This is a genomic window from Paenibacillus aquistagni (assembly GCF_900177815.1).
GTDB classification, from domain to species: Bacteria; Bacillota; Bacilli; order Paenibacillales; family Paenibacillaceae; genus Paenibacillus_B; species Paenibacillus_B aquistagni.
This window is the reverse complement of the sequence record NZ_FXAZ01000003.1, coordinates 457,902-482,374: the sequence shown is the minus strand read 5'-3', so window position 1 is coordinate 482,374 and position 24,473 is coordinate 457,902. Positions and strand designations below refer to the sequence as shown.

Sequence of the window (24,473 nt, the reverse complement as noted above, 5' to 3'; positions counted from 1 at the left end):
TAGTATAAATCCAAACGATCTAACCGCAGCAATTACACTTAAGCCTCATGAGCATAAATTATTCCGATCGAGAGTTGGCATTTACCTTGACTCGAATTCGATGGATCATATTGAGCATCGGACGCTTCGTCTTGCTGACGATCCCAATCACCTCAGCCCCAAGCTGCAAGGAAACGAGCAGGACGCAGATTACGACGAATGTTACCCATGTCGCGTCATGCGATGCAGCAATGGATTGAACGACAGCCAAAGTTCCGAAGAAAGCAGCGATGCCGTAAATGATCAGCACTGTCTGGCGATGGCTGAATCCTAGTTCGCGCAGGCAATGATGCAGATGTCCTTTGTCAGGCGCAAAGATCGGCTTCTTCTGAAGCGCGCGGCGCACAATAGCAAAGAACGTGTCTGACAACGGTACACCAATGATCAAAAGCGGTGTAATAAAGGACACGATGGCGACCTGCTTGAATCCAAGCAAGGAGATAACCGCCAAGCTAAAGCCTAAGAATAATGAACCGGAATCGCCCATAAAGATGCGGGCCGGATGGAAGTTGAAGAATAAGAATCCAATCACACAACCAAGCAGGATCGAGCACAGCAGAATGACCGCAGGATTGCCCATAATGACGGCCATAACGAGCAGAGTCGCAATGGAAATACCCGATACACCGGCAGCAAGACCATCCAAACCATCAATGAGGTTGATGGCATTGGTTACGCCGACAATCCAGAAGATCGTAACAGGAATCGCAATCCAGGCATCAAAGTTCACGTACTGATCTCCGAACGGAACATTAATGAAGTCTACCTTCAGTCCAAAGCCAAAGACCACAACGCATGCAGCTAGGATCTGCCCGACAAGCTTCACTTTTGCCGATAATTCGAAACGGTCATCCAATGCGCCAATCAGCACAATAATCGTACCGCCGGCGAGCAAAGACTTTACCAAGCTTGCGCTTCGTGCAGAACCAAATAATGTATCTGGCGCCACAAGCATAAATCCAAGCAAGGTCAGGACAAAGGCAGCATAGATAGCAAGACCGCCCATTCTAGGCATTATGCGCGTATGAACTTTGCGGGCATTCGGCACATCGACCGCCCCCACCTTTATTGCAAACTTCTTAACTAAAGGCGTTAAGCCGGTGGCAAGCAGCAGGGCTAATACTCCACCGAGTATATATATAAGTACCATTGGATTCGATCTACCTCCATTTGAGTTCACCGGAATGAATTATACTCCGTTCAAAATGGAACTTCCAACTCCATTCTCCGCTGAAAACTTACGATATTGTAAGAAAACACAAGCTATATCTTCGTTTTCGTCACCTTATCTTTGTCTCGCATTACTTTCCATGCAAATTTAGGGAGTGCCAGCATCCGCAGGAATCGCTTTGGCTCTTTGACCAGCCGGTAGAACCATTCCAATTTCAAATTCTGAACCCATTTGGGCGCACGCTTCGTTCGTCCGCTAATGACATCGAAGCTGCCTCCGACTCCCATCATGATCGTACTATTCAAGCGATGACGGTACTTGGCAATCCACGGTTCCTGGGTATCCGCACCACGGGCAACGAATAAAATATCCGGCTCCAAAAGAGCAATCTCGGATACCACCGCTTCATCCTCAGCAGGCCCAAAAAATCCATCACGTGATCCCACAATTTGCACACCTGGATACATGTCATGTAACCGCTCATGTGCAGCTTGAATCACATCTGGAGAAGCCCCCAGCAGATACACGCGATAACCACGCGTCTCTCCTGCCTTCATCAGCTCATGAAGCAGATCAAAGCCCGTTACTCGCTCTTTAAGCGGCTGTCCACCGACATTGGCTGCCCAGACCACACCGCTGCCATCAGGCACGATCAAGTCAGCCTGATTCATGACCTGCATGAAGCTAGTATTGTCCAAAGCGGCCATTACCATAATGGGATTCGCCGTAATAACATGAGTTTCCTGCTTCTTCTCAATCACATCCGTAAGCCACTGAACCGTTTCCTGCATCGTCAAGTTGGAAAAGGGGATGCCATAGATGGGCACTGTTGGTATGCTGTTGGACTGTTTCATTCTCTTCACCCTTGATCTTCTATAAAAGTTAAAGACATCCTTATCGGAGAACCATTATGTTCGAGATTTGAGGATGCGAACCACTTCTGCTGCTGGACGCTCCGCCTCATCAATTAGACGATCAATGGCATCTTGATGTTGCATGCGCCAATCGCCCAAATGATCCAGCACGCGAACGATCTGCTCAGAGGCGAGAGCGGGATCAAGCTGCTTCGTAGAGCCGATAGCTTGGCTGTCCAATCGATTCAAGAATTGATCAATCTTAGGATCATATGATATGCCAAGCACAGGTACTCGCTGTGAAGCTGCGTAGATTAAGGAATGCAGCCGCATCCCAATCATCAGCTGGCAGCGCGCCACCTCTGCAAGCATATCAACAGGATGGGCATAAGCTGGGCTGATGCTCATCGCAGAGCCCTCTGCCTTTACATTGCCAAGCCGCTTCATGAGCAGCGTAGAAGCCTCTTCATCTGCTCCGCCATGGAAAGGAAGGAAGCGAAGATGCACCTGCTTCTTCGCCACAACCTCCTTCAGCATGTCTGCAATCTGATTCAGATCTGAGCGATCGTCGTTCCAGTAACGCACGGATACCCCTACATACGGCAATCCGCGTTCATCCACATTCGACTGATGCTTGCGATCCTCTGGCAGACGAAGACCCATAACAGGATCAGGCACCACCTGCACCTTCTGCTGATCGAGTCCCATCCTGCCGAGCAATTGCTTGGATTCTGTATCACGAACAGAAATATAAGCCGATTTGTTGAAGGCTTGACGGATCAGAGGATAAAACAACTCCTTCTGAACCGGACCCACGCCCTGCGCATAGATGAAGGTTGGCTTTCTCAGCCATTGAGCCAGCTTCAAAATACCTACATAATAAGGAATCGTCTTAGCACTTGTTGCATCCTGCAACAGGCTTCCGCCGCCGCTGATCAAGCCATCCGCTGAGCGCAGAGTGTGCAGGATATCTACTGGCTTCATTCGATGGACAGCCTTTACGCCATACAGCTTCGTAGTCGTTTCGGGATCGCCAGAGAGTACAACAGGCTCAATCGCCACTCCATGATCCTTCGAAGCGCGTTCAAGCGCCGTGAGAATGGATACGAGAACCGCTTCATCTCCACTATTGTTAAATCCATAATAGCCGGATAGCGCTACAGTTTTAACTTCAGACGCCAAGATTCCCAACACCTTTCAATGATAGACCATACTAGAATTCCGATAATGCCAATAATCAAGCCAAGACCCATGCCAAGAACGGTACGAATCAAAGAAATAATGACTGGCGTATGGAGATGAGTAAAGGTATTTACCATGGACATCTGCCCAACGGCTGCAATCATAAATATGAACTGCCCCCAACGATAGCGCAATGCGATAAACGCACCGACCAAGAAGATCGGATGGGCAAGCAAGAATTCTTTATTGCGTGGACGTACGCCAAATGTGTTTTCAAGCAGCGAACGGAACATCAGCTCGATCGAGCTTACCGAACCGGCATTGCCTGAACGAGACAAATAATAATAACCTGCACCAGCCACCACAACAAATGCAGCAACCCACAGCAAGGTAAGCGGCATCGAAAGCCATCTTTTCGCTTCTTTGAAGACGGATTCTCCTCTGTACAAGAACACGTAAAGAGCAGTCAGGCCGACAGGGGCTATAAACAATAAGCTGATTCCACGGAATTGATCCAGCACGAGGCTGTAGGTAATATTATTCATCAGCGCGATCACATATGGAACTGCAATCAGCGACAGAACCGAAGTGCGCAAGAACAACGCAACAGCCCGACCCAAACGAGGCCCAAATGAAAGATCAATGGAGCTCATATCAATTCGGCGAACGGCAAGCACCATAGCAATCGTAGGCGCACTAATCGCGACGCCGAGCGCAAGCCCTTGCTCAAGCAGCTTGGAATGAAGGACAAACAGTCCGCCTGCCCCAATCAAGCCCACCACAAAAGCAGCCATCATGACATAAGGAACAAAATAAGAGATCATCAGTGCAATCAATGCCACACCGCCGATTACCGTTACGCCCTTCGCGTAACGCTGCCAGCTGGAGTCCACTACCTCAAATGGCTTCGCTTCACCAAAGGTAAAGCCGTCATGCTCAATCTTAGCCTTAGCGTTTCCTGGCTCCTCCAATGATTTCACAATATTGTCCACAGAGTCGACAATTTCAGACTTTGACGTGTCACGCTTAACGATCGCATTTAAATAGAACATACGAATATTGCGATCCTTCACCGCAAGGGACAATCGATCCCCCAGCACCTTAGGATCATTAAACGATTCTTGCTCCGAAATCGAATGGATACGAACGACATTATAATGAGTCAAATAAGCCAGCTTGGAAAAACCCTTCTGCGGTGCCTTCAGCCCTTCAATGGCCGCAAGGCCAATGCCATGTTTGTTCAATGTTTCTGCAAAATGAGTCAGACTGCTCTGCTTCAAGTCATCATTGAAGCCCTTCACAGCATCTCCTTCAAACAAAATGCGAGTCACGCCATTTTGCTCATACATCGCAAGCAAGTCCTCCACTTGCTCTGGATCATAGGGCATCGAATCTGACAAGCGCGGCACGATAGTAAAGCCTTGATCACGCAGCAGCTTCATCGCAATCGGATCCTGCGGCATCGACTTCATTACCGCACTTTCATATGGCGTCTCTAGAATAAGACCGTTTTTGCCATCAAAGCTCCACAGCTTCACATGAATGCCAAGATTCATAAACGTCTCTTCAATGATTGGCTGCAGTGCACGTTCTTCTTCAGGGCCTGCAAACAGCAAATACGTATAATTTTCATTCAAATTAGCCGTCTTGCCTTGCAGCAAGGCCGCTTCGTTGGAATTGTACAGCCAGATTCGCTTCGCAGATTTGAATTCCTGCAGTGAACTTTCGAACATAGCCATCGATTCTACGCCCGCATCCTTCAATACCACGAGCTGATCTTTAATATACTGACTTGGATTTGGCTGATATATGGACATATCAACAAGATCACGATAATCAAACACAAGCTCCACTTGCTTCGACGTTTGTTCGGTTTGCACCCGCTGCACAACCACAGCAAGTGAAGCCACCACACCGACGATAACAATAAGCCATAACCATAATTTGGCACGTCGATTGATGGTTTCTAAAGTTTGAAACACGGTTGTCCCTCCTCAAAGACAACCTCACTTTGCACAACTGTCGCCTGCAAGGCGCCAACTTGCGGAAAGTGAGGCAGCACCTCTTACCATATGCAAGAAGGTAAGACGGCATTTCTTAATAGAATGTCCAAATGTTAACGTTTCATCAATTTATTCCGGCTTGGACAGCGCAAACATAATCTCCGCTTCTGCAACGACACGATCGCCCACTTTAGCAGTAGCTTGTCCTTTGCCAATCGAGCCTTTCAGACGAGTAATGTTTACTTCAAGCGTTAATGTGTCGCCTGGAAATACTTGTCCACGGAATCGAGCGTTGTCAATGCCAGCCAAAAATCCAATGCGTCCTTTATTTTCTTCCTTCATTAGAATAGAGCATGCTCCTACCTGAGCAAGCGCCTCCATGATCAATACCCCAGGCATGACCGGGTAGTCTGGGAAGTGCCCTTGGAAGAAAGGCTCATTGATCGTAACATTCTTGATTCCTACAGCGCGCTCCCCTTCCACGACCTCAACAATGCGGTCGACAAGCAAGAACGGATAGCGATGCGGAATAATTTCTTTGATTTGCTGTGTATTGAGTTCCATGTTCATTCTCCCTTCATGAATAAAAAGTCCTCTATCATGGCGACACTAAGAACATCCTTCCTCGACTGCAGGCGAGAAGGTTAAGATAAGGAGCTTTCCTATAGGCATTCACTTTGATGCTCTTAGGCAAGCTCTTTTTTGCATAATAGGACGTTAATTGAACATCCCCTCGCTTCACAAATGCACACTAACGCATCCTGCATCATGTCTATGTATGGTCATGCGGGTCAAACGCATGTCGCTGATTGACTTTAATGATCTGATACGTGTACTGCACGAGCGTAAGACATGAGAAGCCAATAACCAGCCATAAAAAAGGAACAGCGTAGGCCCATCCAAAATAGAGGCTCACCACAGCCGCATAATACAGCACTGTCGTTGCCTTCCCCATCCAGCTTGCAGGAATTGTCTTCTTCCCCCTGACATGAAACCAAAGGGCGCCGAGAATTAAACCGGCATCCCGCACAAACATGACAATCGCACAGGATAACGGCAAATCGCCTGCCAAAAACAAAGAAACAATAACCGTCATCATCATCAGCTTATCAGCCAATGGGTCTAGCATCATGCCAACTTCGGTAACCTGATTCCATTTGCGTGCAAGGTAGCCATCTAGGATATCCGTTACCCCTGCCAGCATCCAGACAACAAAAGCAAGCTCGCGCCTGTCTGCCATAAAGAATGCGACAAATACGGGGATCAGCAAAAAGCGCACCGCCGTCAGACGATTCGGGATACTCACCCTAATACCTCCAATTCCCGCAAAAGTTCACGTATAACAATCAAGGATTGTCGAAGTATGACCTCAACCTATTATACATGCCTGCCTTCAAAAATTAAACTGCATCAAAATCAGCTGCAAAAAGCCTTATCTTCTTATTGTATCAAAATAAAAACACTCCAATGCCTAAATCGCATATGGTGCTGCGAAATGACACTGGAGTGCTATGGTACACATTGCATGACCTATCTGAGGATCTGCAAAAGTAATGGTTATAGAAGCACAAAAGGATATAGACTGACGTCTGTATTATTCAAAAACGAGCTTCACAATATGCGTCCATGTCTGAAGATCAAGCGCTTCAGACAAAGGAGCTTTGCCCAGCAGCACAAATCCTGCGACCATGCCGCCATACAAGAACAACAGAATAAGAAGAGGAATGCCGACAAGGCGGAATACCCATCTTCCTGCACGACCAGAAGATTTGGGAGGCTTCTCCTTCTTCTCGCTAGAACGTTCGTTCTTGCCATCTGCTGCATCGTCATGGGTTCGCTTCGTCTCTACACGACTTAGACGCTGTCCAGATCTTGCTTGGTCTTTCTGTTCGTTGTCACTCACTAACTCTCTCACCTACTTCGCTTAGCCCCTGATGCTGTTCGCAAGCCCCCACATCTGATCAGCAGAGGAAAGTGCACGAGAAGCCATCTGATAGGCACGCTGCGCCTGAATCAATTCACTCATCTCATCAATTAATGACACATTGGACGTTTCGAGTGCGCCTTGACGAACCTTCAAAGGCACAATACCATCTGCCGCAGCTTCCGTCAAGTTCAATTCTTGCACAACACTATTGCGGTCAATGCCCTCAGGAATGACATAACGATTGTCATCCACCTGCAGCAGCAATTCAGGCTTCGTTGGCCGAACGATGCGCAGTGACCCTAAATAATACTGCTCGCCAGTTGAAGACTTCACTTCGAATACACGGCCTTGTTCATCAACTTGCATCTGAAAACCTTTTTTAACGTCTATTCGAAAATCAACAGGAGCACCGTCCAGCATACCTTGAACAGGTGCGCCGAATTGTGTAGCCAACAGGGCTTCCCCGCCCTCTGCAGGGATCAGCTGGAAGTTCCCCTCGCGAACAAAGGCAGTACCTTCAGGCGAGGCCACCTCGAACAATCCTTCACCGATCAAGGCAAAGTCTGTTGGCACATCCGTTGGGTTAATCTCTCCCATCGAGAAATCCCTCATCGTGCCTGTCATTCGCATGCCATAGGCATTGGTGAACCCAAGCGGTGTTGCCCGTCCAGGCTGTTCAAAATGGTTATGCTGTCCGGTTACATTCGTCAATACGTCCGCAAAGGATGCCGTCTTGCGCTTATATCCGTACGTGTCCAAATTCGCAACGTTGTCGGAGATTACATCGATCTTGCGCTGCATTCCGCTCATAGATACCGATGCGGTAATAATGGATTGATTCATCTCTTATTCCTCCTTAACAGGAAAACGAGTCGCACCGCTTAAACGCGGCCGATCTCGTTCACCGTTTTCTCCAACGTTTTATCGTAATATTGGATCACGCGCTGATTCGCCTCGTAAGCACGGAAGGCCATGTTCATCTCGACCATGGATTGAGTCGGGTCAACATTGGAACGCTCCAAGTACCCCTGCCTAACGAGCGCGTCCTGTGCGCCTGCTGCTGCAGGCTGCGCGGCATTTTCGCTTAATCGATATTGTCCATTGCCTGTCTTGAGCAGGTCATTCGGATTGTCAACCCGGCTTATGAGCAGCGCTTGTCCAATAGGCGCTCCCGTATTGACGTTATATAACTGTCCTGCACCATCTGCATAGATGTCCGACATCGACAGTTGATTCGGAATAACGATGGCTTGATTGTTCGTCCCAAGCACCAACGCACCATCAGCCGTCGTCAGCTCTCCGTTTGCATTCAGTTGAAAGTGGCCGTCTCGCGTGTAGCGTGTCTCCTCGCCTGCTTGAACCGTAAAGAAAGCTTCCGGCTTATACGTAATATTGCCCTGCTCATCTACATACTTTCCCGAAGCGTCAAATGGAATTCCTGGCACCTGAATATCCGACACCAATGCAAAATCACTCATCAGGTTGCTCTGCATCAAGTCTCCTTGCGTAAACATCAGCCGCGCTTCTTCTCCGAATACGCCAGTGTGCAGCTTGCCAATCGTACTTCCCGAAGCTTCATCATTTCCCATGAGCTTAATCATCATCTCTGGAAATGAGCGCTGTACGCTGTTCACAGACTTATAGCCAGGCGTATTCATATTTGCAATATTGTTCGTTACCGTATCATGACGGCGCTGCTGGGTCATCATTCCCGAAGCCGCTGTATATAATCCTCTTAGCATGGGTGCACCCTCCCGATTAACCGATAAAATTCACTCTATTATCGTTTATCGGATCAAACGAACTTTTTCTTAACGACCTTGTCCAAATTATCGAGCATAATGCCTGTTCCCTTAACGACACAATGCATGGGGTCCTCGGCGATCAAGACAGGGACCTTAAGTTCTTCGGCAAGCAGCTCGTCCAGACCGTCCATGAGTGCTCCACCGCCTGTCAAGATGACGCCGCGGTCGATAATATCCGCAGACAGCTCAGGAGGCGTGCGTTCGAGCACATTTTTCGCTGCTGCTACAATGGAGGATACAGGATCCCATAGGGCCTCACGAACCTCGCTGCTCGTAATGGTTATGGTATATGGAAGTCCGGACACCATATCGCGGCCGCGAATGTCCATCTCCCGTTGTCCGCTGGAATCAGGGCGAACGGTACCTATGTTAATCTTGATGTCTTCTGACGTGCGTTCCCCAATCAATAGCTTGTACTTCGATTTAATATATTTCATAATGGCCGAATCAAACTTGTCCCCTGCAACTTTAATCGAGGTTGCGGTAACGATGTCTCCCATTGACAATACAGCTACATCCGTGGTTCCTCCGCCAATGTCTACGACCATATTGCCGCTTGGCTGGAAGATATCCATTCCCGCACCAATAGCGGCTGCTTTAGGTTCTTCCTCAAGGAAGACTTCCTTCGCGCCGCTGCGTTCTGCCGCCTCTCGAATCGCCTTCTGCTCTACAGAGGTAATGTTAGTCGGGGCGCAAATAAGAATACGCGGATGGGAGTACCATTTGCGGCCGCCGACACTTGTAATAAAGTACTTCAACATCGCTTCCGTAATTTCAAAATCTGCTATAACGCCATCCTTCAAGGGACGAATAGGAACAATATTGCCAGGGGTACGTCCTACCATCTTCCGCGCATCCTCACCGACAGCAAGCACACGTTTCGTATCGCTTTCTATAGCGACTACAGATGGTTCATCCAGGACTACCCCCTTCCCTTTTACATGGATGAGAACATTCGCCGTTCCCAAGTCAATTCCGATATCCTTGCTAAACATAGGTTCGAGAGCCTCCATAATCCATATTTCGACTAAAATGCGATGAATTCCGACCATTTCCTGCAAAAAAGTCACTCGTCAATAAACATAGCATAGAACGAGCTCTCGGTTCAATGATTTTGAGAACGTATACGACTTTTCGGAACGAAGAGTTATTTCCATGTCCTTCCCGTTAAGAGGCAGCTACGATTTGCCTGCGGTCAGTACTTCCCGCTTCTTGCTGCTCGACTTCTTATACTTGATCTTCGTCGCTTCACCGCCTCTCAAGTGCCGCACAGATTTATGATATTCGAGAATGTGCTTCACTTGGTCTGCGAGATCCGGGTTGATCTCCGGAAGACGCTCAGTCAAATCCTTATGCACGGTGCTCTTGGACACGCCAAACTCTTTGGCAATGGTGCGCACCGTGTGCTTCGTCTCCACGATGCAGCGGCCGATCTTAATGGTTCGTTCCTTGATGTAATCGTGCACGTTCCCGCCTCCCCTACTCGGTTTAGTTTGGTACATTATATGAGGGGTCTCGGCACTTATGCTTTGTAGCCAAGCCTGACAAGCCCAAGGAACCTGATATTTTTCAAAACAAGCCGATTTTTCAAGGATTTCCGGGCAATAAAAAAAAGCGGAGGTTTCCCTCCGCTGCCAAAATCATGTATGCAAATTTAGTTTTTGGACAAGTAGCTCGTCGGATTCACAAGCTGATTGTTCTCATAGAGCTCGAAGTGCACATGCACATCCAAGTCCTTCTCCATCTCGCTGCGGCCAGCCGTTGCGATCTTCTCGCCCTTCTTCACGGCATCGCCTTTTTTCACCGTTACATCTGCTACACTTTGGTATACCGTCTTCATTCCATTAGGATGCTCAATCTCAACAACGCTTCCCATAATTGGATGCTGTTCTGCGCGAGTCACGGTACCCGTCATGGCTGCGAGCACATCGAAGCCCTGCTTGTCCTCGCGGGCAATATCAATGCCTGTATTTGGAGAGAACGTCTGGTTATACTCTACCGTCGCTGCAATGCGCTCTTCTTCTGAGGCTTTCTCATCATAGAAACCTTTTACCACATTGATGGCTTGCGCGTCCTCGACCGGCCAGCCCAGCGATTCATTGTTCGCAACCATCTCTTCCGCCTGCTCTTGTGTCTCTTTGGTTACATCCGTAGTAGATTCGGAGACCGTTTCATGGGCAGTCGTAGAGGTTTGCTTGTCGAGCTGTGTGCCTTGATAGACCCATACTAATGTCAGAATGATAGCTGCTGCGGCAATATATACCGTTGGGAATACCCATTTCTTAGCGAGCAGCTTTCTCCATCCCGAAGTTTGAACCGCTTGAGCCCCTGATAGTTTTTGAGCTTCAGGCGTGTTCGTACTATTCGTAGATGATGATGTCGTAGATTTGTTGTTTTTTGAGTTTTGATTTTGTTCACTCATTTGTGATCACCTCAGTAACCATTGTTACCGGGCCTCTCACTTTTATACGCACAAGATTACTAATTTTTGAGAATAAGAGTTTGCATGTCCGCAGTAGACAATTACGAGGTGCTGGCTTCCACTAGCCTATTACTTTGTCATCTTATACGCTGATAGCTTTACACCTTGATAGTAGTGCTTCAATATCGTCTCTGCTGCTGCTCCCTTGAGCGCCATGCCTTGAGCGCCATATTGGCTCATGCCCACACCGTGCCCATATCCATAGGTTGTGATTTCTATCATGCCATCCTTCGATTTCCATTCCACATCTGACGATCGAAGTCCCAGCTTCTCTCGAAACTCCCGTCCTGAAAAGGTGTAACCGCCAATGTTAAGCTCCCCAATTCGTTTCCCCTTCGTCTTCTCTATAATCTTCACATCAGACAAAGAAGGCTCGGTTCCGCCAGATGGGTTGCTTCCTATCTTGCTGAAAGCAGGAACAGCATCCATTGGTATATTTAGTTTGGCTGCAAATTCTTTTGGACTTATCGTGATAACTGTCTTGTAGCGCGGCGACAAAGCTTGATCCCACGGACTCGCTACACTTTTAAGATAAGGAATGGCGTGATTCCAGTAATCCTCGGCATTTTCCGTATAGCCATTGCTTGTTGAAAAAAACAGCGCTTCGATGGGCTTGTCCTGATAGGTAAGAATTTGACCGCTCGTTTCATTGACAGCACGATTCAGCTTCTGAATGGATACTTCATCACGCTTCGCAAGCTCTTTTTGCGACAAATAGGCTTGATAGGAGATCGTATCATTCACATCTGCTCCTTGCTCGGCCTTCCCAGCCAGCCCCTGCTCCAATCTTCGAACAATGTAGGTCCTTGAAGCGATGGCCTGAGCCTTTAAAGCCTCCAGTTCAAACTCAATTGGCATTTCTGCTGCAATCACGCCTCGAACATATTGCTCTAAAGAAACTCGCTCGATCTTACCCTCAGCATGAAGATAGACATGAATGTAGGGCTCAGCAGCTTCTGGGGTCTGAAGCAGCTTGGGATCAACCTCTCCTCCTGCTTTTGCAATCTGAGTTGACGGCGCAGCTTCGCTGTTCGCGCGGCTCCCCTCCACTGCTCCCTCCCTGCCAACCAGAATGAGCGGCAGCAGCAGGGCTAGCAGCATCAACCCCACCGTCCATAGCATTCCACGCAAGATCCCTTGTTCACCAGGCGAGCGATTGCGCCGCTTCCATCGAATCGATAAGATTCGAGCTCGCCTCCTTGCCGATTCAAGCAGCATGTTACTCCCTCCCGTCTCTATCTCCAACCTATTAATGATGCTCAAGCTGTAATCCTAAATAATCCTTAAGGTTAAAAGTTAAACATGTAATTCCGCTTATGAGACTGAGACTTATATGTTGCTCAACGTCCTTGTGCGTTGATGTTCATATCTAGTCTTTCTCTTCTCCTTCTTAATTTATGCAAGATTAAGAGATATAGAACGATCCATGATTCTTGCTTCGACAACATATCAGGCATTAACGCATCTTCACATGGAACAACAAAAAGGCCGCCTTCTTAAGGAAGACGACCTTGCCATGATTATGCTATAACGAATACCTGTCTTGAGTTATGCCCAAGTTGGTTGTACATTAAAGATGTTCAATTCTGTCTCTTCTGATTCCTCAGCCTCTGCAGGTTCAGCATTTACTCGCCAGATATCTGCGCCGAGATTGGACAACTTCTCTGCAAGATGAACATAGCCGCGGTCAATGTGCTGTGTTCCGCCCACTTCTGTGGTGCCTTCAGCCACAAGCCCTGCACAAATGAGTGCAGCTCCTGCGCGAAGATCCGTCGCACATACCTTAGCACCAATCAGATTCGCACTGCCCGATACAATCGCCGCGCGACCATCCACTTTAATGTTCGCGTTCATAAGATTGAACTCATCAACGTGCATAAAGCGGTTCTCGAACACGGTCTCTGTAACGACAGAGGTTCCTGTTGCTGCAAGCAATAGAGCCATCATCTGAGCTTGCATATCAGTTGGGAAGCCTGGATAAGGAAGTGTCTTCACATCCACTGCCTTAAGCGGCTTATCCGCAATTACGCGAAGGCCATTCTCATCTGGAATGATGGTTACACCCATCTCCTCCATCTTCGCAATGACTGGACCTAAATGGTCAGCAATCGCGCCTTCAACATATACGTCTCCACCTGTCATGGCTGCAGCCACCATATAAGTGCCTGCCTCAACACGGTCAGGAATTACCGTATGCTCGGTTCCATGAAGTCGTTCAACGCCCTCGATGCGAATGACACCTGTACCTGCGCCGCGCACCTTCGCTCCCATCTTATTCAGATAGTTCGCGAGATCCACAATCTCAGGTTCACGTGCTGCATTTTCGATTACCGTAGTACCTTCGGCGAGCGTTGCTGCCATCATGATATTCTCTGTTGCGCCTACGCTTGCTACATCCAAATAAATCTTTGCGCCCTTTAATCGGCCATTAATCGTAGCTTCAATATACCCTTGACCCAAACCAATCTCAGCACCCATTGCTTCAAAGCCTTTGAGATGCTGATCGATTGGGCGTGTGCCGATTGCACAGCCACCTGGCAAGGAAATGCGTGCTTTACCTAATCTAGCGAGCAGCGGTCCCATCACGAGGAACGACGCGCGCATCTTGCGAACAAACTCATAAGGAGCCTCATGTGAACTCAATTGTTCCGCTTGAATGCGTACGGTCTCGTTGGTATAGGTTACCTTTGCACCTAATTGTTCTAATACATTGTGTATCGTCTTAACATCCTCAAGAGGAGGGGCATCATGAATGACGCTGAAACCTTCTTCCCCCAGTAACGAAGCTGCTAGTATTGGAAGCACTGCATTCTTGGCACCGCTCACGCGTACCGTACCCGACAATCGTTTGCCTCCGCGGACGATAAATTTGCTCATCATGTTTCCCTCCGCGCCTTTATTCCGTCCATCAACCACTAAAAAACTGTAAAAAATGGTACGTTTTTTGGTCACTCAAGCTTTATCATACCATCCCTCTGTAACGATGGACAAGGTTTAATTTCGACAGCATCATTCCACATTTTCCTTGGTCTATCTTCCATTGTTGACATCTTCATTCGATGTTATTCGGCAACATAGACGCATATCCCTTATGAATCGATAATCTGCCCTGATTTTATTACATTTCTTTCCCATTACAATAACCCGATTATGACAATACTCAAACACTATCTAAAATAAATGCATCAAGGACTGGGACCAGCCCCAGTAGTCCAGGAAAAAGCTTGAGATCGCTCGCCCTACAATAATCGCGAGCAAGAGCTGCAGCATTCTTCCTTGGGCACTCTTTGGATGCCTGATAAACAGATCCAGCTTCACATTCTGCAAAGACCACCATGCAAGCGCAATACAGGCGAGCGTTATCAACATCTGCATCAATCCGCTCAAGCCGATCGTTTGCGTCACATCATTCCATGTCTGATCGATATCCAATCTGCTGTGCCTCCTTCAAGCTTGCTTTGCTGTTATTGGCCTGCCATCACTGCTTCGAGCATCACGACAAACTCTGCTCTTGTCGTCTTGCGCTGTGGAGCAAAGGTGCCGTCTTGATACCCGCCAATGAGATGAAGCCTCTTCAGCTCAGTAAGCATGGGGGCTGCCCAGTGGGTAGTCGATACGTCCGCAAAAGGCGGCACGGAAATTGGCGATGCTTGCAGCTTCAGCGCATTGCCAAGCATGACGGCCGTCTCTGCGCGTGTAACTGGCTGACTCGGTCCAAAGGTTCCTTTGCCTTTGCCTGCGGCAATTCCTGCCTCAAACACTCGAGCAATCGATGGATGAGCCCAATGCGTGGCGGGCACATCCTTGAATATCGGCGTGCGCGAAGGAGCAGGCGGAAGCTTAAAGGCGGTTGCCAGCACCGCAGCAGCCTCAGCACGCGTAATGGTTCGATTCGGGGCAAATTCACCCTGACCATAACCGCTCATCCATCCAGCCTTGGTCGCTTGAATAATGGCATCCTTCGCCCAGTGTCCGCCAATATCATAATACCCCGACACGAGCGGCTTCTGCTCCACGCGAAGCTTATAATATTGGCTGTCAAAGGCTTCATCTGTTCCAAGGCGAATATAATAGGTGCCCGGATTAAGAATGAGTCCTTTGCTGAAGGCGGTTGCCCCCTTGGCATTATAACCTGTAAGCAGCTGCTTCTTCTCCTTGTTGTAGACCGTCATATCCACGACTCGGTTGCTTGGGATGTAATTAACGCCAAAATCATAATATGCCGTTTCGCTGACCTGAAGCGAGAACCAGTCCTTATCCGCGTTTGTATCGAATACACCATTATAATCCGCATCAGGCACAATCGTGACAGCTTCATACATCTTGTCGTTGGGTTCATTCCCATCGACAAGCGGTATTGTCGTCTCAACGGTTAGCGTATAGTGACCTGCTACTGCCTCAGGAGTATCATTGACGGCATTCATCACCTTAATATAATACTTGCCCGGTGCTAGATTAGACAGCACCAGTTGCTCGGCATGAGCCTCCGAATGGTTATCCACACTTCGAATCAGCTCCTTGCCATAAATCTCAAACTTAGGATCAATCCTTGCTGTATCGGTCGTCAGCTTGACCGACAAGCTTCCTTTTTGCTTCATCTCCACCTGATACCAATCCGTATCTTGGCGATGGCTGAATGTGCCTGTCACCTGCTTCACATTAGCTGGCAGCGCATAAGCCTCATATTGCTTGTCGTTCGGCTCGAATGCATCTGGCTGAGAGACGAATCGTGAAGCGAGCTTATACTTGTAAGGATGTGCTGCAGAAGCCTGCGCGCCTGTAATATGAATATAATGGACGCCTTTGCGAACAGAAAGCTTCATTTTTCCCTTATTAAAAGAGAGCTTCTCTCCCTTAGTCACGTCTCCAACGTACCTTACGACATGCGGCTGGCCTGAGCCTGAGATCGTATGAAGCGCCAGTTCAAGCACACCATCATACGGAACATTCACCTTATACCAGCTGCCGTCATTAGATTGAGTAAGCATACCGTGAACCATCGTATTTACCGGATATGTACGCGCTTCGCTCCGGGTACGATTACTGCCAAACGGATTAGAGGACGGCTCAGTCAACAGCGCCTTGTCTGCTCTGACAAGACCGTATCCACTTGAGGCATCTATACCCTTAGGCCCAATGTCTTGAGCGGTGGCCTGAAGATGCGCGCGGATCTGATACGGTGTAAGCTTCGGATACTTGGTCCACAGCAGCGCGGCAATTCCCGCCACCTGAGGAGCAGACAACGAAGTGCCCTCGGCTACCGTATATCCGCCTCCAAGCGCGGTAGTAAACACATCCCATGGCGCTACCAAATCCACCTCAGGCCCTTTATTCGAAGCAGGCTCTACACTTAAACGGTCGGTGCTTCCGCCAACAGCAAGCACGCTTGGATAAGCCGCAGGATACTTGACTTCTGCCTTATCCTGCAATCTCACACCGTCATTCCCCGTAGCTGCAACGAGCAGCACGTCCTTTTTCTCTGCATATTCAACAATGTCCTGCATGTAATTAGAATATCGATACAACCCTACGGACATGACGACAATATCTGCGCCATGATCTACTGCGTACATGATGCCAGCTCCAAGCTTATCCTCATCTCCATACCCTCTTGCATCAAGGGCCTTGATCGGCATCAGCTTCGCTGACCACGTAATACCGGCAATGCCTTGCTTGTTATTGCCTGCTGCTGCGATCACTCCAGCAACACTTGTCCCATGTCCATTATCATCCTGTGGCTTGCCGCTGCCTAACAAATTGACGCCATTCACAAGGTTGCTGACCAAGTCAGGATGCGATAAATCCACCCCAGTATCAACAAGCGCAATCGTGATGTCAGGCGTTTTAGTGACTTGATTCCATGCCTTATCGACACCGGTTGTCTCCAGATAGGATTGCTGAGGCGCGAATTTATCATTTGGCTTAACGGAGCTCGCCATAATATTGACCTGTTGGTTTTGCTCCACATATTCAACCTCAGGATGAGCGCTCAGCTCTTCCACCCATTGTTCCCATTGATCAGGATTCGAAGGCTTCATGACCGTAACCCCGAGTTTTGGGATTTCATTCACAATAACACTCTTATCTAGAATCTCTTGATCCGGTTGATCAGGATTACGCCATTTTACAATCCAAGTCAGGAGCTCCACTGGCCGCTCTTCCTTCTTAGCCGCATCGTCGATGCTTACCTCAGCATGAGGCTGCACGTTAGAAGAAGAGCCCAGCGGACTGCATCCCGCCGTCGTTGTCCAGATGAGCAGGGCGATCAATAGACTCGCAGTCGTTTTTGACACTCGTGCTATCATCGCATTCACTCCATATTGCCTTTTCATTCATAGCTGTATTGCAATCGTCTAATCTCTTAGATTAGTCAATCGCCACACCCCTAATGGTACATCATGTTATACGCAAAAAAAAGCAGACCGACTCGCGAGCCTCCAAATGATGCTCATAAGTCGGTCATATTATAACACAGAAGTACTAGGACTACGGTTCGATCTTTTCCTTTTCAACTGGTACTTATTGCGTAAAAATATCCGCTGGAACAGAGAAGACCAGATGAATCCAGTTCAGCGGTAGATTCGGAATCAGCCCGAGTCCAATGACGCCCGCCAGGCACAAGACAACGACAGCCTGCTGTGGGAAAGCGAAGCCTACCTTATCACGTTCTCCCTGACGCATATACATCTGTCGCATAAACCCAAAGTACACATAGAAGGAGACAGCGCTGGTCAGCATCATCACGACCGCAATCCATAACGCTTTCGTTGCGAGAGCCCCGAGCAATATATAGAGCTTGCCAACAAATCCTGCGGTTATGGGAATGCCAGCCAAGGACAGCATAAATACGGTCATTGCCAGTGCCAGCCAAGGGGAGCGATGATAAAGACCCGCAAAGGTGGACTGCTCTCTCATGGAAGACTGTCTCTCTACGATGATCCACACGGCGAATGCGCCAATCACCGCAAACAAGTAAGCAGCTAAATAATACCAAAATGAAGCGAAGCTGTCCGAATACGGCGTTCCCGCGCCTAGCATATTAAGTGCAATTGGTACGAGCAGATACCCCGTATTTGCAATTCCAGACAGTGCCAACACGCGCTTCACGCGATGCTCTCGCAGAGCCATCGTCGTACCGACGATCATCGATACGGCTGCAAGGACAAGCATAATCGTGGATAGATCCTGATATAAAAACAGAAGCTGATCGCTTGCTTGATCATCGGCAGCTGTCAAACGCAAGAATACATTGAATGCCAATCGGAACAGCAGCACCAAACTTGCTGCCTTAGCAATGACTGCAAGTAATGAGGCGATCGGTGAAGGAGATGCTTCATATACCTCAGGAGCCCACATATGAAAAGGCGCGGATGCAATTTTAAATCCGATTCCCACAAGGAGAAGCACAAAGCTCACATAGATGAGAGGCTCATAGGCTGCTGCATGCAGATTCAGCATTCTTCCAATCTCCATAAGATTGGTGCTCCCGCTCATCCCATATAAGAAGGACATGCCATATAAGATAAATGCTGATGCTGCTCCGCCAAGAACCAGATATTTAAATGCCCCTTCTAAGCCCCGAGAGTCCTTCTTGATGCCGACTAGAATATAGGTGGTGATGCTTATCAGTTCAAGCCCAATGAACAATGTAATGAGGTCTCCAGCGGACGCTAGCATCATTGCCCCAAGAACAGCGGGGAGCAGCAAATAATAATATTCGCTGCGGTGACCGAGATTCGCGTTTGCCGGAGCCTTGAGGCTCATGAGAACGATAAGCGCTGCACCTATCAGCAACAGAACCTTTATCCATAATGCAAAATCATCTACACGATAACTATGATTAAGCAGTTGTATCGTCTCTAGCGTACCGCCCTGCTGTACAAGAGCAATGCGATCCACAATGGTCCAGATGACAAACCCCAAGGCTGCACCCAAGCTTAGCAGCGACAGAACCCCGCTCCATTCCCGATTCCATTTCTTCGGTACAAACAGATCGAGCAACGTAATGATGATCGCTGCGAGGACCAAAGTCAGCTCAGGGGCAAGGACAGCTAGATCCGACCACTGCAGCGGCTGTACGATGGTGTCCATAACCTTACCCCCTCACCGTTAGTACATGTATGACTTGCTCGATGCCTGCTTCGATAGGCGCCTGCACGAGTCCCGGCCAGATGCCAAGGATGATGATGCCGATTCCTAGCATGACAGCTGGCACCGCATCGATAGATCGTAGATCATAGAGCCGCTCATTGCCCCGAGATGGCGTTCCATATGTCGTGCGAAGGACAGCGCGAAGAACATATGCCGCACTCAGGACGAGTCCGAGCGCTCCTAGGATCGCAGGGATCGGCATGCTGTCGAACAAGCCAATTAGAGCAAGCAGTTCTGCAGGGAATTGCGACAAGCCTGGAAGCCCGAGCGAAGCAAGACCCGCCAGCAGCAAGAGACCGCTTAGCCATGGCGCAGAAGCTACCAAGCCCCCAAGCTCGCCAAGGCGAGTCGTGCTTGTTCGTTCATACAGCGCGCCAATGAGCAGGAAGAATAGAGCGGATATGAAGCCATGGGATACCATTTGCAGAACCGCGCCTTGAAGCCCAATCTCATTCATGGCTGCTGCTCCAAAGAGGATAAAGCCCATGTGGCTCATGCTGGAATAAGCGAGCACAAGCCGCCACTCCTTTTGAACGAGCGCAAGGAGCGCTCCATACAGAATGTTGATAACGCCCAGCACCGCAATGAACTTTGCGAATGCCGCCATCTGTGTTGGCAGCAAAACCATGCCGAATTGAATCAAGCCATAAGCCCCCATTTTAAGCAGTACGCCTGAATGAAGCATGACAATCGGAGCAGGGGCCTCCGCATGCACACGCAGCATCCAAGTATGAAAAGGAAACATCGGCAGCTTAATGCCAAAGGCGATGAGCAGCAGGACAAATGCCCCCATCTTCCAGCCTTCAGAGAGGTAGAACGGATTGTCTGGCAGCTGCATCATCGCAAGCGAGCCTTGCTGCTGAAGCTGCTGCAGCAAGAAAGGCAGTTCCCCACTGTAGATAAACTGCCCTTTGTGAGATGCAGCAGGATCAATGCCAAAGCCTGCTGTTGCTGTAATGATCATAAAGGCAACAAGCATCAAAGCAGAACCTATGCCGTTATAGACTAGAAAGCGATTTGCCGCCTGCTCCCGCTTCATGCCTCCCCAGATTCCGATCAGGAAAAATAGCGGAACGAGGGTCCACTCGAAGAACATAAAGAATAAAAACAAATCCCGAGCCATAAACACGCCGAGCATGCCTACTTCCAGCAGCAAAAAGCAGATCATATATGTCTTCAAGCGATGGCGAATGCTCCAAGAGGCACATGCGGCTCCAAAGGCAATGATGGCCGTCATCAGGACCAGCGGCAGAGACAAGCCATCTATCGCCAAATGATACGGAATCTGAAAAGACCAAGAAGCAATGCCCTGGGGCCTTGCAAGATCCAGATTAAGCGGAATGGATATCCAATCATAGCGTTCAGTCAACGCCTGCACCATACCGGCATTACGAGTACCGATATAGACCAATAGAGACAGCAAAAGCGAAATCAAAGCAGTACCTGCGCCAATGACTTGAATGAAGCGACGTCTATCCTTCGGCACAAGAAGCAATACAATGACACCGAGGATTGGCGAGAAGACGATGAGGGACAACCACGGCAGTTGCGACCATTCCTGCAGCATTTACCAGAACCCCCTTCGCAAAGCGAACAATAACACCGCAAGCACGGCAAATCCAAACAAGGAAACAACGCCATACGTTTGAAGCTGTCCTTGCTGGATACGCTGCCACCCGCTGCCAAACTGCATAACCACCCGTTCAAGCAGCCGAACGCAGCCAGATATGATGAAGCGGTCCAGTGCAAGACACACGCTGGCTGCAGCATGAACTGGACGAATAATGACCCACCGATAGCACTCATCCACGCCATACTTTCGTTCAAGCATCCGATACACCCATGTTCTAGAGGTAGGGATCGGCTTGCGGGCGGGACCGTATCGCCAGTATCCAATGAATAAACCTATGAGTCCCATCAGGGTCGACGCGATCATGATCCAGACTGGACCGTGTGCCTCTGACGAGGCAACCCCAAGCCATCCTTCCAGCCATGGCGCAAAAGGAGTGTATACAAAGCCAGATATAAGGCTCAGCACTGCCAAGACTAGGAGCGGAATCGTCATCACAGGCGGCGCTTCATGGATGTCCGGCGACGCCTTGTCGGAATTGCTTTTGCCTGTGAACACAAGGAAAAACATTCTCGCCATATACAATGCCGTTAAAAAAGCGGTAAGGATTGCGACCACAAACCACAGCTTCTGCTGCTCCCATGCCAAGCTGAGAATAACCTCCTTTGACCAGAAGCCCGAGAAAGGAGGGATGCCGCTTAGAGCGAGCATGCCGATAGCAAATGTCCAGGCGGTCACCTTGAGCTTGCGGCCAAGGCCGCCCATCTCCGTAATGTCTTGTTTATGCACTGCATGAATGATGCTTCCAGCCCCAAGGAATAGCAGCGCTTTGAAAAAAGCATGGGTAAACAAATGAAACATTGCTGCCGCAGCAGAGCCAAGTCCTAAGGCCAGCATCATATAACCCAGCTGACTAATGGTCGAATATGCAAGCACTCGCTTCAAATCTTTCTGCACCAATGCGATCGTCGCTGCAAAGAGAGCGGTAAACCCGCCAATGATCATCACAATCGTCATGGTTGTCTCCGATACACGGAATATATCGAAGGTCCGCGCAACCAAATACACACCTGCGGCCACCATGGTCGCAGCGTGAATAAGGGCTGATACCGGAGTAGGCCCTTCCATCGCATCAGGCAGCCAGACATGAAGGGGAAACTGGCCTGATTTGCCGATTGCCCCTGCAAAGAGCAGGCAGCCAATCCATGTCGCGAGCCCTAAGGAAAGCCCATGCTGCGCTAATGTCGAAGAAGATTCAAAGACAAAGGCCAGGGTAGAGAAATCGAGCGAATGATTAGGCATATGCCAGTACAACAGCAAGATCGCGATAAATAAGCCCACATCTCCGACACGGGTAACCATAAATGCCTTTTTTGCCGCAGCTTTGGCGGCTTCCCGCTCATACCAAAATCCAATCAAGAGAAAAGAGCATACGCCGACAAGCTCCCAAAAAACGAACAATTGAATGAGATTCGGAGCCAGAACCAGCCCCAGCATCGCGCTTGTGAACAAGGCTAAATAGGCATAGTAGGTTGGCAGTCTTTTATCTTTCGCCATATAGCCGATGGAGTACAAGTGGACAAGCAGGCTCACAACGGTAATCACAATGAGCATCAGCATATTCAAATGATTGAGCTCATATCCAAGCGGGATAACGATCTCCCCAATATGCAGCCATTCAAACGTCCAAGTCAGGGTATCAGACCCTGAAGGCAGCTGTTCAATGAGAATGAACAAGGCCAGCAATAACGAAAGGGATGACCCTATGGTGCCAGCAATAGCCGCTCTACGGCCAGCTAAGACGCTCCGCAGCAGGAGAAGCAGGATAAAACATACTAAAGGAATGGCTGGAACCATCCATACGTAAGGCGCGAATATAAGTTCCATTCTTGCACCTCCCTTCACCTTTTACTTATGACTGAAGCTCATGATACTCATCGACATTGGCCGTACCGCGCTTGCGATATAAGGCAATAAGAATTGCGACGCCCACAGCGGCTTCAGCAGCAGCAACTGCGATTGTAAACAAGGAGAACACTTGTCCTTTTAGACTTGGGATGATTCCGTATTTGGAAAAGGCGATCAGGTTCAAATTGACGGCATTCAGCATCAGCTCAATCGACAACAGCACAATGACTGCACTGCGCTTCGTCAACACGCCATAGCATCCGATGGTAAACAATATCGCCGCCAGCGTTAAAAAAGAAGCCAGCATCGAACTCATTGGAATTCCTCCTCTCCCTTCCGATCTGGGACAAGAGGCGCCGACTTAGCAACAGGCGTTTCTTCTTTAGGCAAGCTAGACGAGCCTTCCTCGTGATCCGACTTCGCCAGAACGATAGCCCCAATAAAAGCGACTGTAAGCAGAACAGACAGCAGCTCAAAGGGAATGACATGTTCTGTAAACAAAAGCTCGCCGATGCGAAGCGTATTGTTCTCCGCTAGCGGCTGGGCTTCTGGATCAATGAAGGCTGTGCCTCGAATGGCCAAGAACAGCACTGCGAACAAAGCGCCGCAGCCAATCAAGGCCGCAAAGGAACGTGCGCGCTTCACCATATGCTCCTCCTGCCTGTCATGCCGGGTCATCATAATGCCAAAGATCATCAGAATAGAGATGGCTCCGGCATATACCAGTACTTGCACGAAGGCTACGAATTCTGCTTCCAGCAGCAGATAGATGCCGGCAAGGCTCAAGAAAACGAGGGCTAGCGACACGACCATGTGCACAACTTTCGTAAAGCTGATCATCAGAATGGCGCCCACAATCGCACAGATGGCCAGCATAAAGTACGCAATCGTCTGTCCATTCAAGATTAGGTCCAGGTCCAGGTCAGGCATCCTTCTTGCCGCCTCCCTTCGGCAGCATAAAAGCCCCATTATTGTCTTGCCGAATAAGGGAGGTGTTCTCGCTCAGCCACTTGCGATCCTTGAATAAGTCATCACGGCTGTATGCCGCAAGCTCGAATTGATTCGTCATGACGATGGCCTCTGTCGGGCATACCTCTGTGCACAGATCGCATAAGATGCAGGTCTCAAAGTTGAGATCGAATGTATCGACAACCTTTCCCTTTGCTTCAGGGTCCGGATTGGGCTTGCCTGTTAACGTGATGCAGTCCGTAGGGCAAATTCTTGCGCATTGGTTGCACACAATGCATTTGTCAGGGTCGAGATACTGAATTCCTCGGAAGCGGTCTGGCATCGTCAATGGCACATCTGGATAACGGTAGGTGACCTTTTTTGACGTCAATGCCTTAAGCGTCACTCCAAGCCCTTGGATCAAGCCTTTCAT

General features: G+C 49.0%; 21 protein-coding genes and 1 pseudogene. All 22 read right to left on the bottom strand.

From position 1 onward, the window contains the following. Positions 1-58: 58 nt before the first annotated feature. On the bottom strand, positions 59-1,189 hold the full coding sequence (locus tag B9Y93_RS13555; protein WP_085494946.1) for an MraY family glycosyltransferase: 1,131 nt from the start codon (positions 1,187-1,189) through the stop codon (positions 59-61). A 113-nt stretch (positions 1,190-1,302) separates the two neighbouring features. Continuing rightward, entirely contained in the window at positions 1,303-2,064 is a 762-nt protein-coding gene (locus B9Y93_RS13550; RefSeq protein ID WP_085494945.1) for a WecB/TagA/CpsF family glycosyltransferase, read from the bottom strand. 54 nt (positions 2,065-2,118) lie between these two features. Then, positions 2,119-3,246, bottom strand: coding sequence for a polysaccharide pyruvyl transferase CsaB (csaB, locus tag B9Y93_RS13545; RefSeq protein ID WP_085494944.1), 1,128 nt, complete (start codon positions 3,244-3,246; stop codon positions 2,119-2,121). After that, positions 3,222-5,228, bottom strand: coding sequence for a DUF5693 family protein (locus B9Y93_RS13540; protein ID WP_085494943.1), 2,007 nt, complete (start codon positions 5,226-5,228; stop codon positions 3,222-3,224). The genes csaB and B9Y93_RS13540 overlap by 25 nt, the downstream gene beginning before the upstream one ends. 150 nt (positions 5,229-5,378) lie before the next feature. Then, complete coding sequence (fabZ, locus tag B9Y93_RS13535) at positions 5,379-5,813, bottom strand: 3-hydroxyacyl-ACP dehydratase FabZ (RefSeq protein ID WP_085494942.1); 435 nt, start codon at positions 5,811-5,813, stop codon at positions 5,379-5,381. A gap of 208 nt (positions 5,814-6,021) precedes the next feature. Further along, the gene (locus tag B9Y93_RS13530; protein WP_085494941.1) at positions 6,022-6,555 is read right to left on the bottom strand and encodes a CDP-alcohol phosphatidyltransferase family protein; all 534 of its coding nucleotides are present in this window, start codon (positions 6,553-6,555) and stop codon (positions 6,022-6,024) included. 288 nt (positions 6,556-6,843) lie between these two features. Further along, a complete protein-coding gene (locus B9Y93_RS13525; RefSeq protein ID WP_085494940.1) occupies positions 6,844-7,152 on the bottom strand; it encodes a DNA-directed RNA polymerase subunit beta in 309 nt (102 codons plus the stop codon). A gap of 21 nt (positions 7,153-7,173) precedes the next feature. Continuing rightward, entirely contained in the window at positions 7,174-8,019 is an 846-nt protein-coding gene (locus B9Y93_RS13520; protein ID WP_085494939.1) for a flagellar hook-basal body protein, read from the bottom strand. Positions 8,020-8,057: 38 nt separating this feature from the next. Beyond that, the gene (locus tag B9Y93_RS13515) at positions 8,058-8,918 is read right to left on the bottom strand and encodes a flagellar hook-basal body protein (protein ID WP_085494938.1); all 861 of its coding nucleotides are present in this window, start codon (positions 8,916-8,918) and stop codon (positions 8,058-8,060) included. Between the two features lie 53 nt (positions 8,919-8,971). Next, positions 8,972-9,976: a rod shape-determining protein gene (gene mreB, locus B9Y93_RS13510; RefSeq protein ID WP_085494937.1), complete on the bottom strand. Its 1,005-nt coding sequence runs from the start codon at positions 9,974-9,976 to the stop codon at positions 8,972-8,974. A gap of 183 nt (positions 9,977-10,159) precedes the next feature. Beyond that, on the bottom strand, positions 10,160-10,447 hold the full coding sequence (gene spoIIID / locus B9Y93_RS13505; protein WP_085494936.1) for a sporulation transcriptional regulator SpoIIID: 288 nt from the start codon (positions 10,445-10,447) through the stop codon (positions 10,160-10,162). Between the two features lie 188 nt (positions 10,448-10,635). Further along, positions 10,636-11,403: a M23 family metallopeptidase gene (locus B9Y93_RS13500; protein ID WP_085494935.1), complete on the bottom strand. Its 768-nt coding sequence runs from the start codon at positions 11,401-11,403 to the stop codon at positions 10,636-10,638. 129 nt (positions 11,404-11,532) lie between these two features. Then, complete coding sequence (gene spoIID, locus B9Y93_RS13495) at positions 11,533-12,681, bottom strand: stage II sporulation protein D (RefSeq protein ID WP_085494934.1); 1,149 nt, start codon at positions 12,679-12,681, stop codon at positions 11,533-11,535. A 330-nt stretch (positions 12,682-13,011) separates the two neighbouring features. Continuing rightward, positions 13,012-14,340, bottom strand: a complete 1,329-nt coding sequence (gene murA, locus B9Y93_RS13490; RefSeq protein WP_176228931.1) for a UDP-N-acetylglucosamine 1-carboxyvinyltransferase — start codon at positions 14,338-14,340, stop codon at positions 13,012-13,014. A 294-nt stretch (positions 14,341-14,634) separates the two neighbouring features. Then, complete coding sequence (locus B9Y93_RS13485; RefSeq protein ID WP_085495157.1) at positions 14,635-14,838, bottom strand: DUF1146 family protein; 204 nt, start codon at positions 14,836-14,838, stop codon at positions 14,635-14,637. 89 nt (positions 14,839-14,927) lie between these two features. After that, positions 14,928-17,768 (bottom strand): S8 family peptidase, encoded by a 2,841-nt coding sequence (locus B9Y93_RS13480; RefSeq protein ID WP_176228926.1) that lies wholly within the window; start codon positions 17,766-17,768, stop codon positions 14,928-14,930. Between the two features lie 214 nt (positions 17,769-17,982). Further along, positions 17,983-19,554 (bottom strand): NADH-quinone oxidoreductase subunit N, encoded by a 1,572-nt coding sequence (locus B9Y93_RS13475; RefSeq protein WP_085494931.1) that lies wholly within the window; start codon positions 19,552-19,554, stop codon positions 17,983-17,985. Positions 19,555-19,558: 4 nt separating this feature from the next. Next, a complete protein-coding gene (locus tag B9Y93_RS13470; protein ID WP_085494930.1) occupies positions 19,559-21,181 on the bottom strand; it encodes a complex I subunit 4 family protein in 1,623 nt (540 codons plus the stop codon). Beyond that, positions 21,182-23,071 carry an NADH-quinone oxidoreductase subunit L gene (gene nuoL / locus B9Y93_RS13465; protein WP_085494929.1) on the bottom strand — a complete coding sequence of 630 codons (1,890 nt, stop codon included), beginning with the start codon at positions 23,069-23,071 and terminating at the stop codon, positions 21,182-21,184. A gap of 25 nt (positions 23,072-23,096) precedes the next feature. Beyond that, positions 23,097-23,408 carry an NADH-quinone oxidoreductase subunit NuoK gene (gene nuoK / locus B9Y93_RS13460; RefSeq protein ID WP_085494928.1) on the bottom strand — a complete coding sequence of 104 codons (312 nt, stop codon included), beginning with the start codon at positions 23,406-23,408 and terminating at the stop codon, positions 23,097-23,099. An 89-nt stretch (positions 23,409-23,497) separates the two neighbouring features. Then, positions 23,498-23,968, bottom strand: a pseudogene (locus B9Y93_RS13455) (NADH-quinone oxidoreductase subunit J); the annotation flags it as partial. Positions 23,969-24,014: 46 nt separating this feature from the next. Then, the gene (gene nuoI / locus B9Y93_RS13450) at positions 24,015-24,473 is read right to left on the bottom strand and encodes an NADH-quinone oxidoreductase subunit NuoI (protein ID WP_085494926.1); all 459 of its coding nucleotides are present in this window, start codon (positions 24,471-24,473) and stop codon (positions 24,015-24,017) included.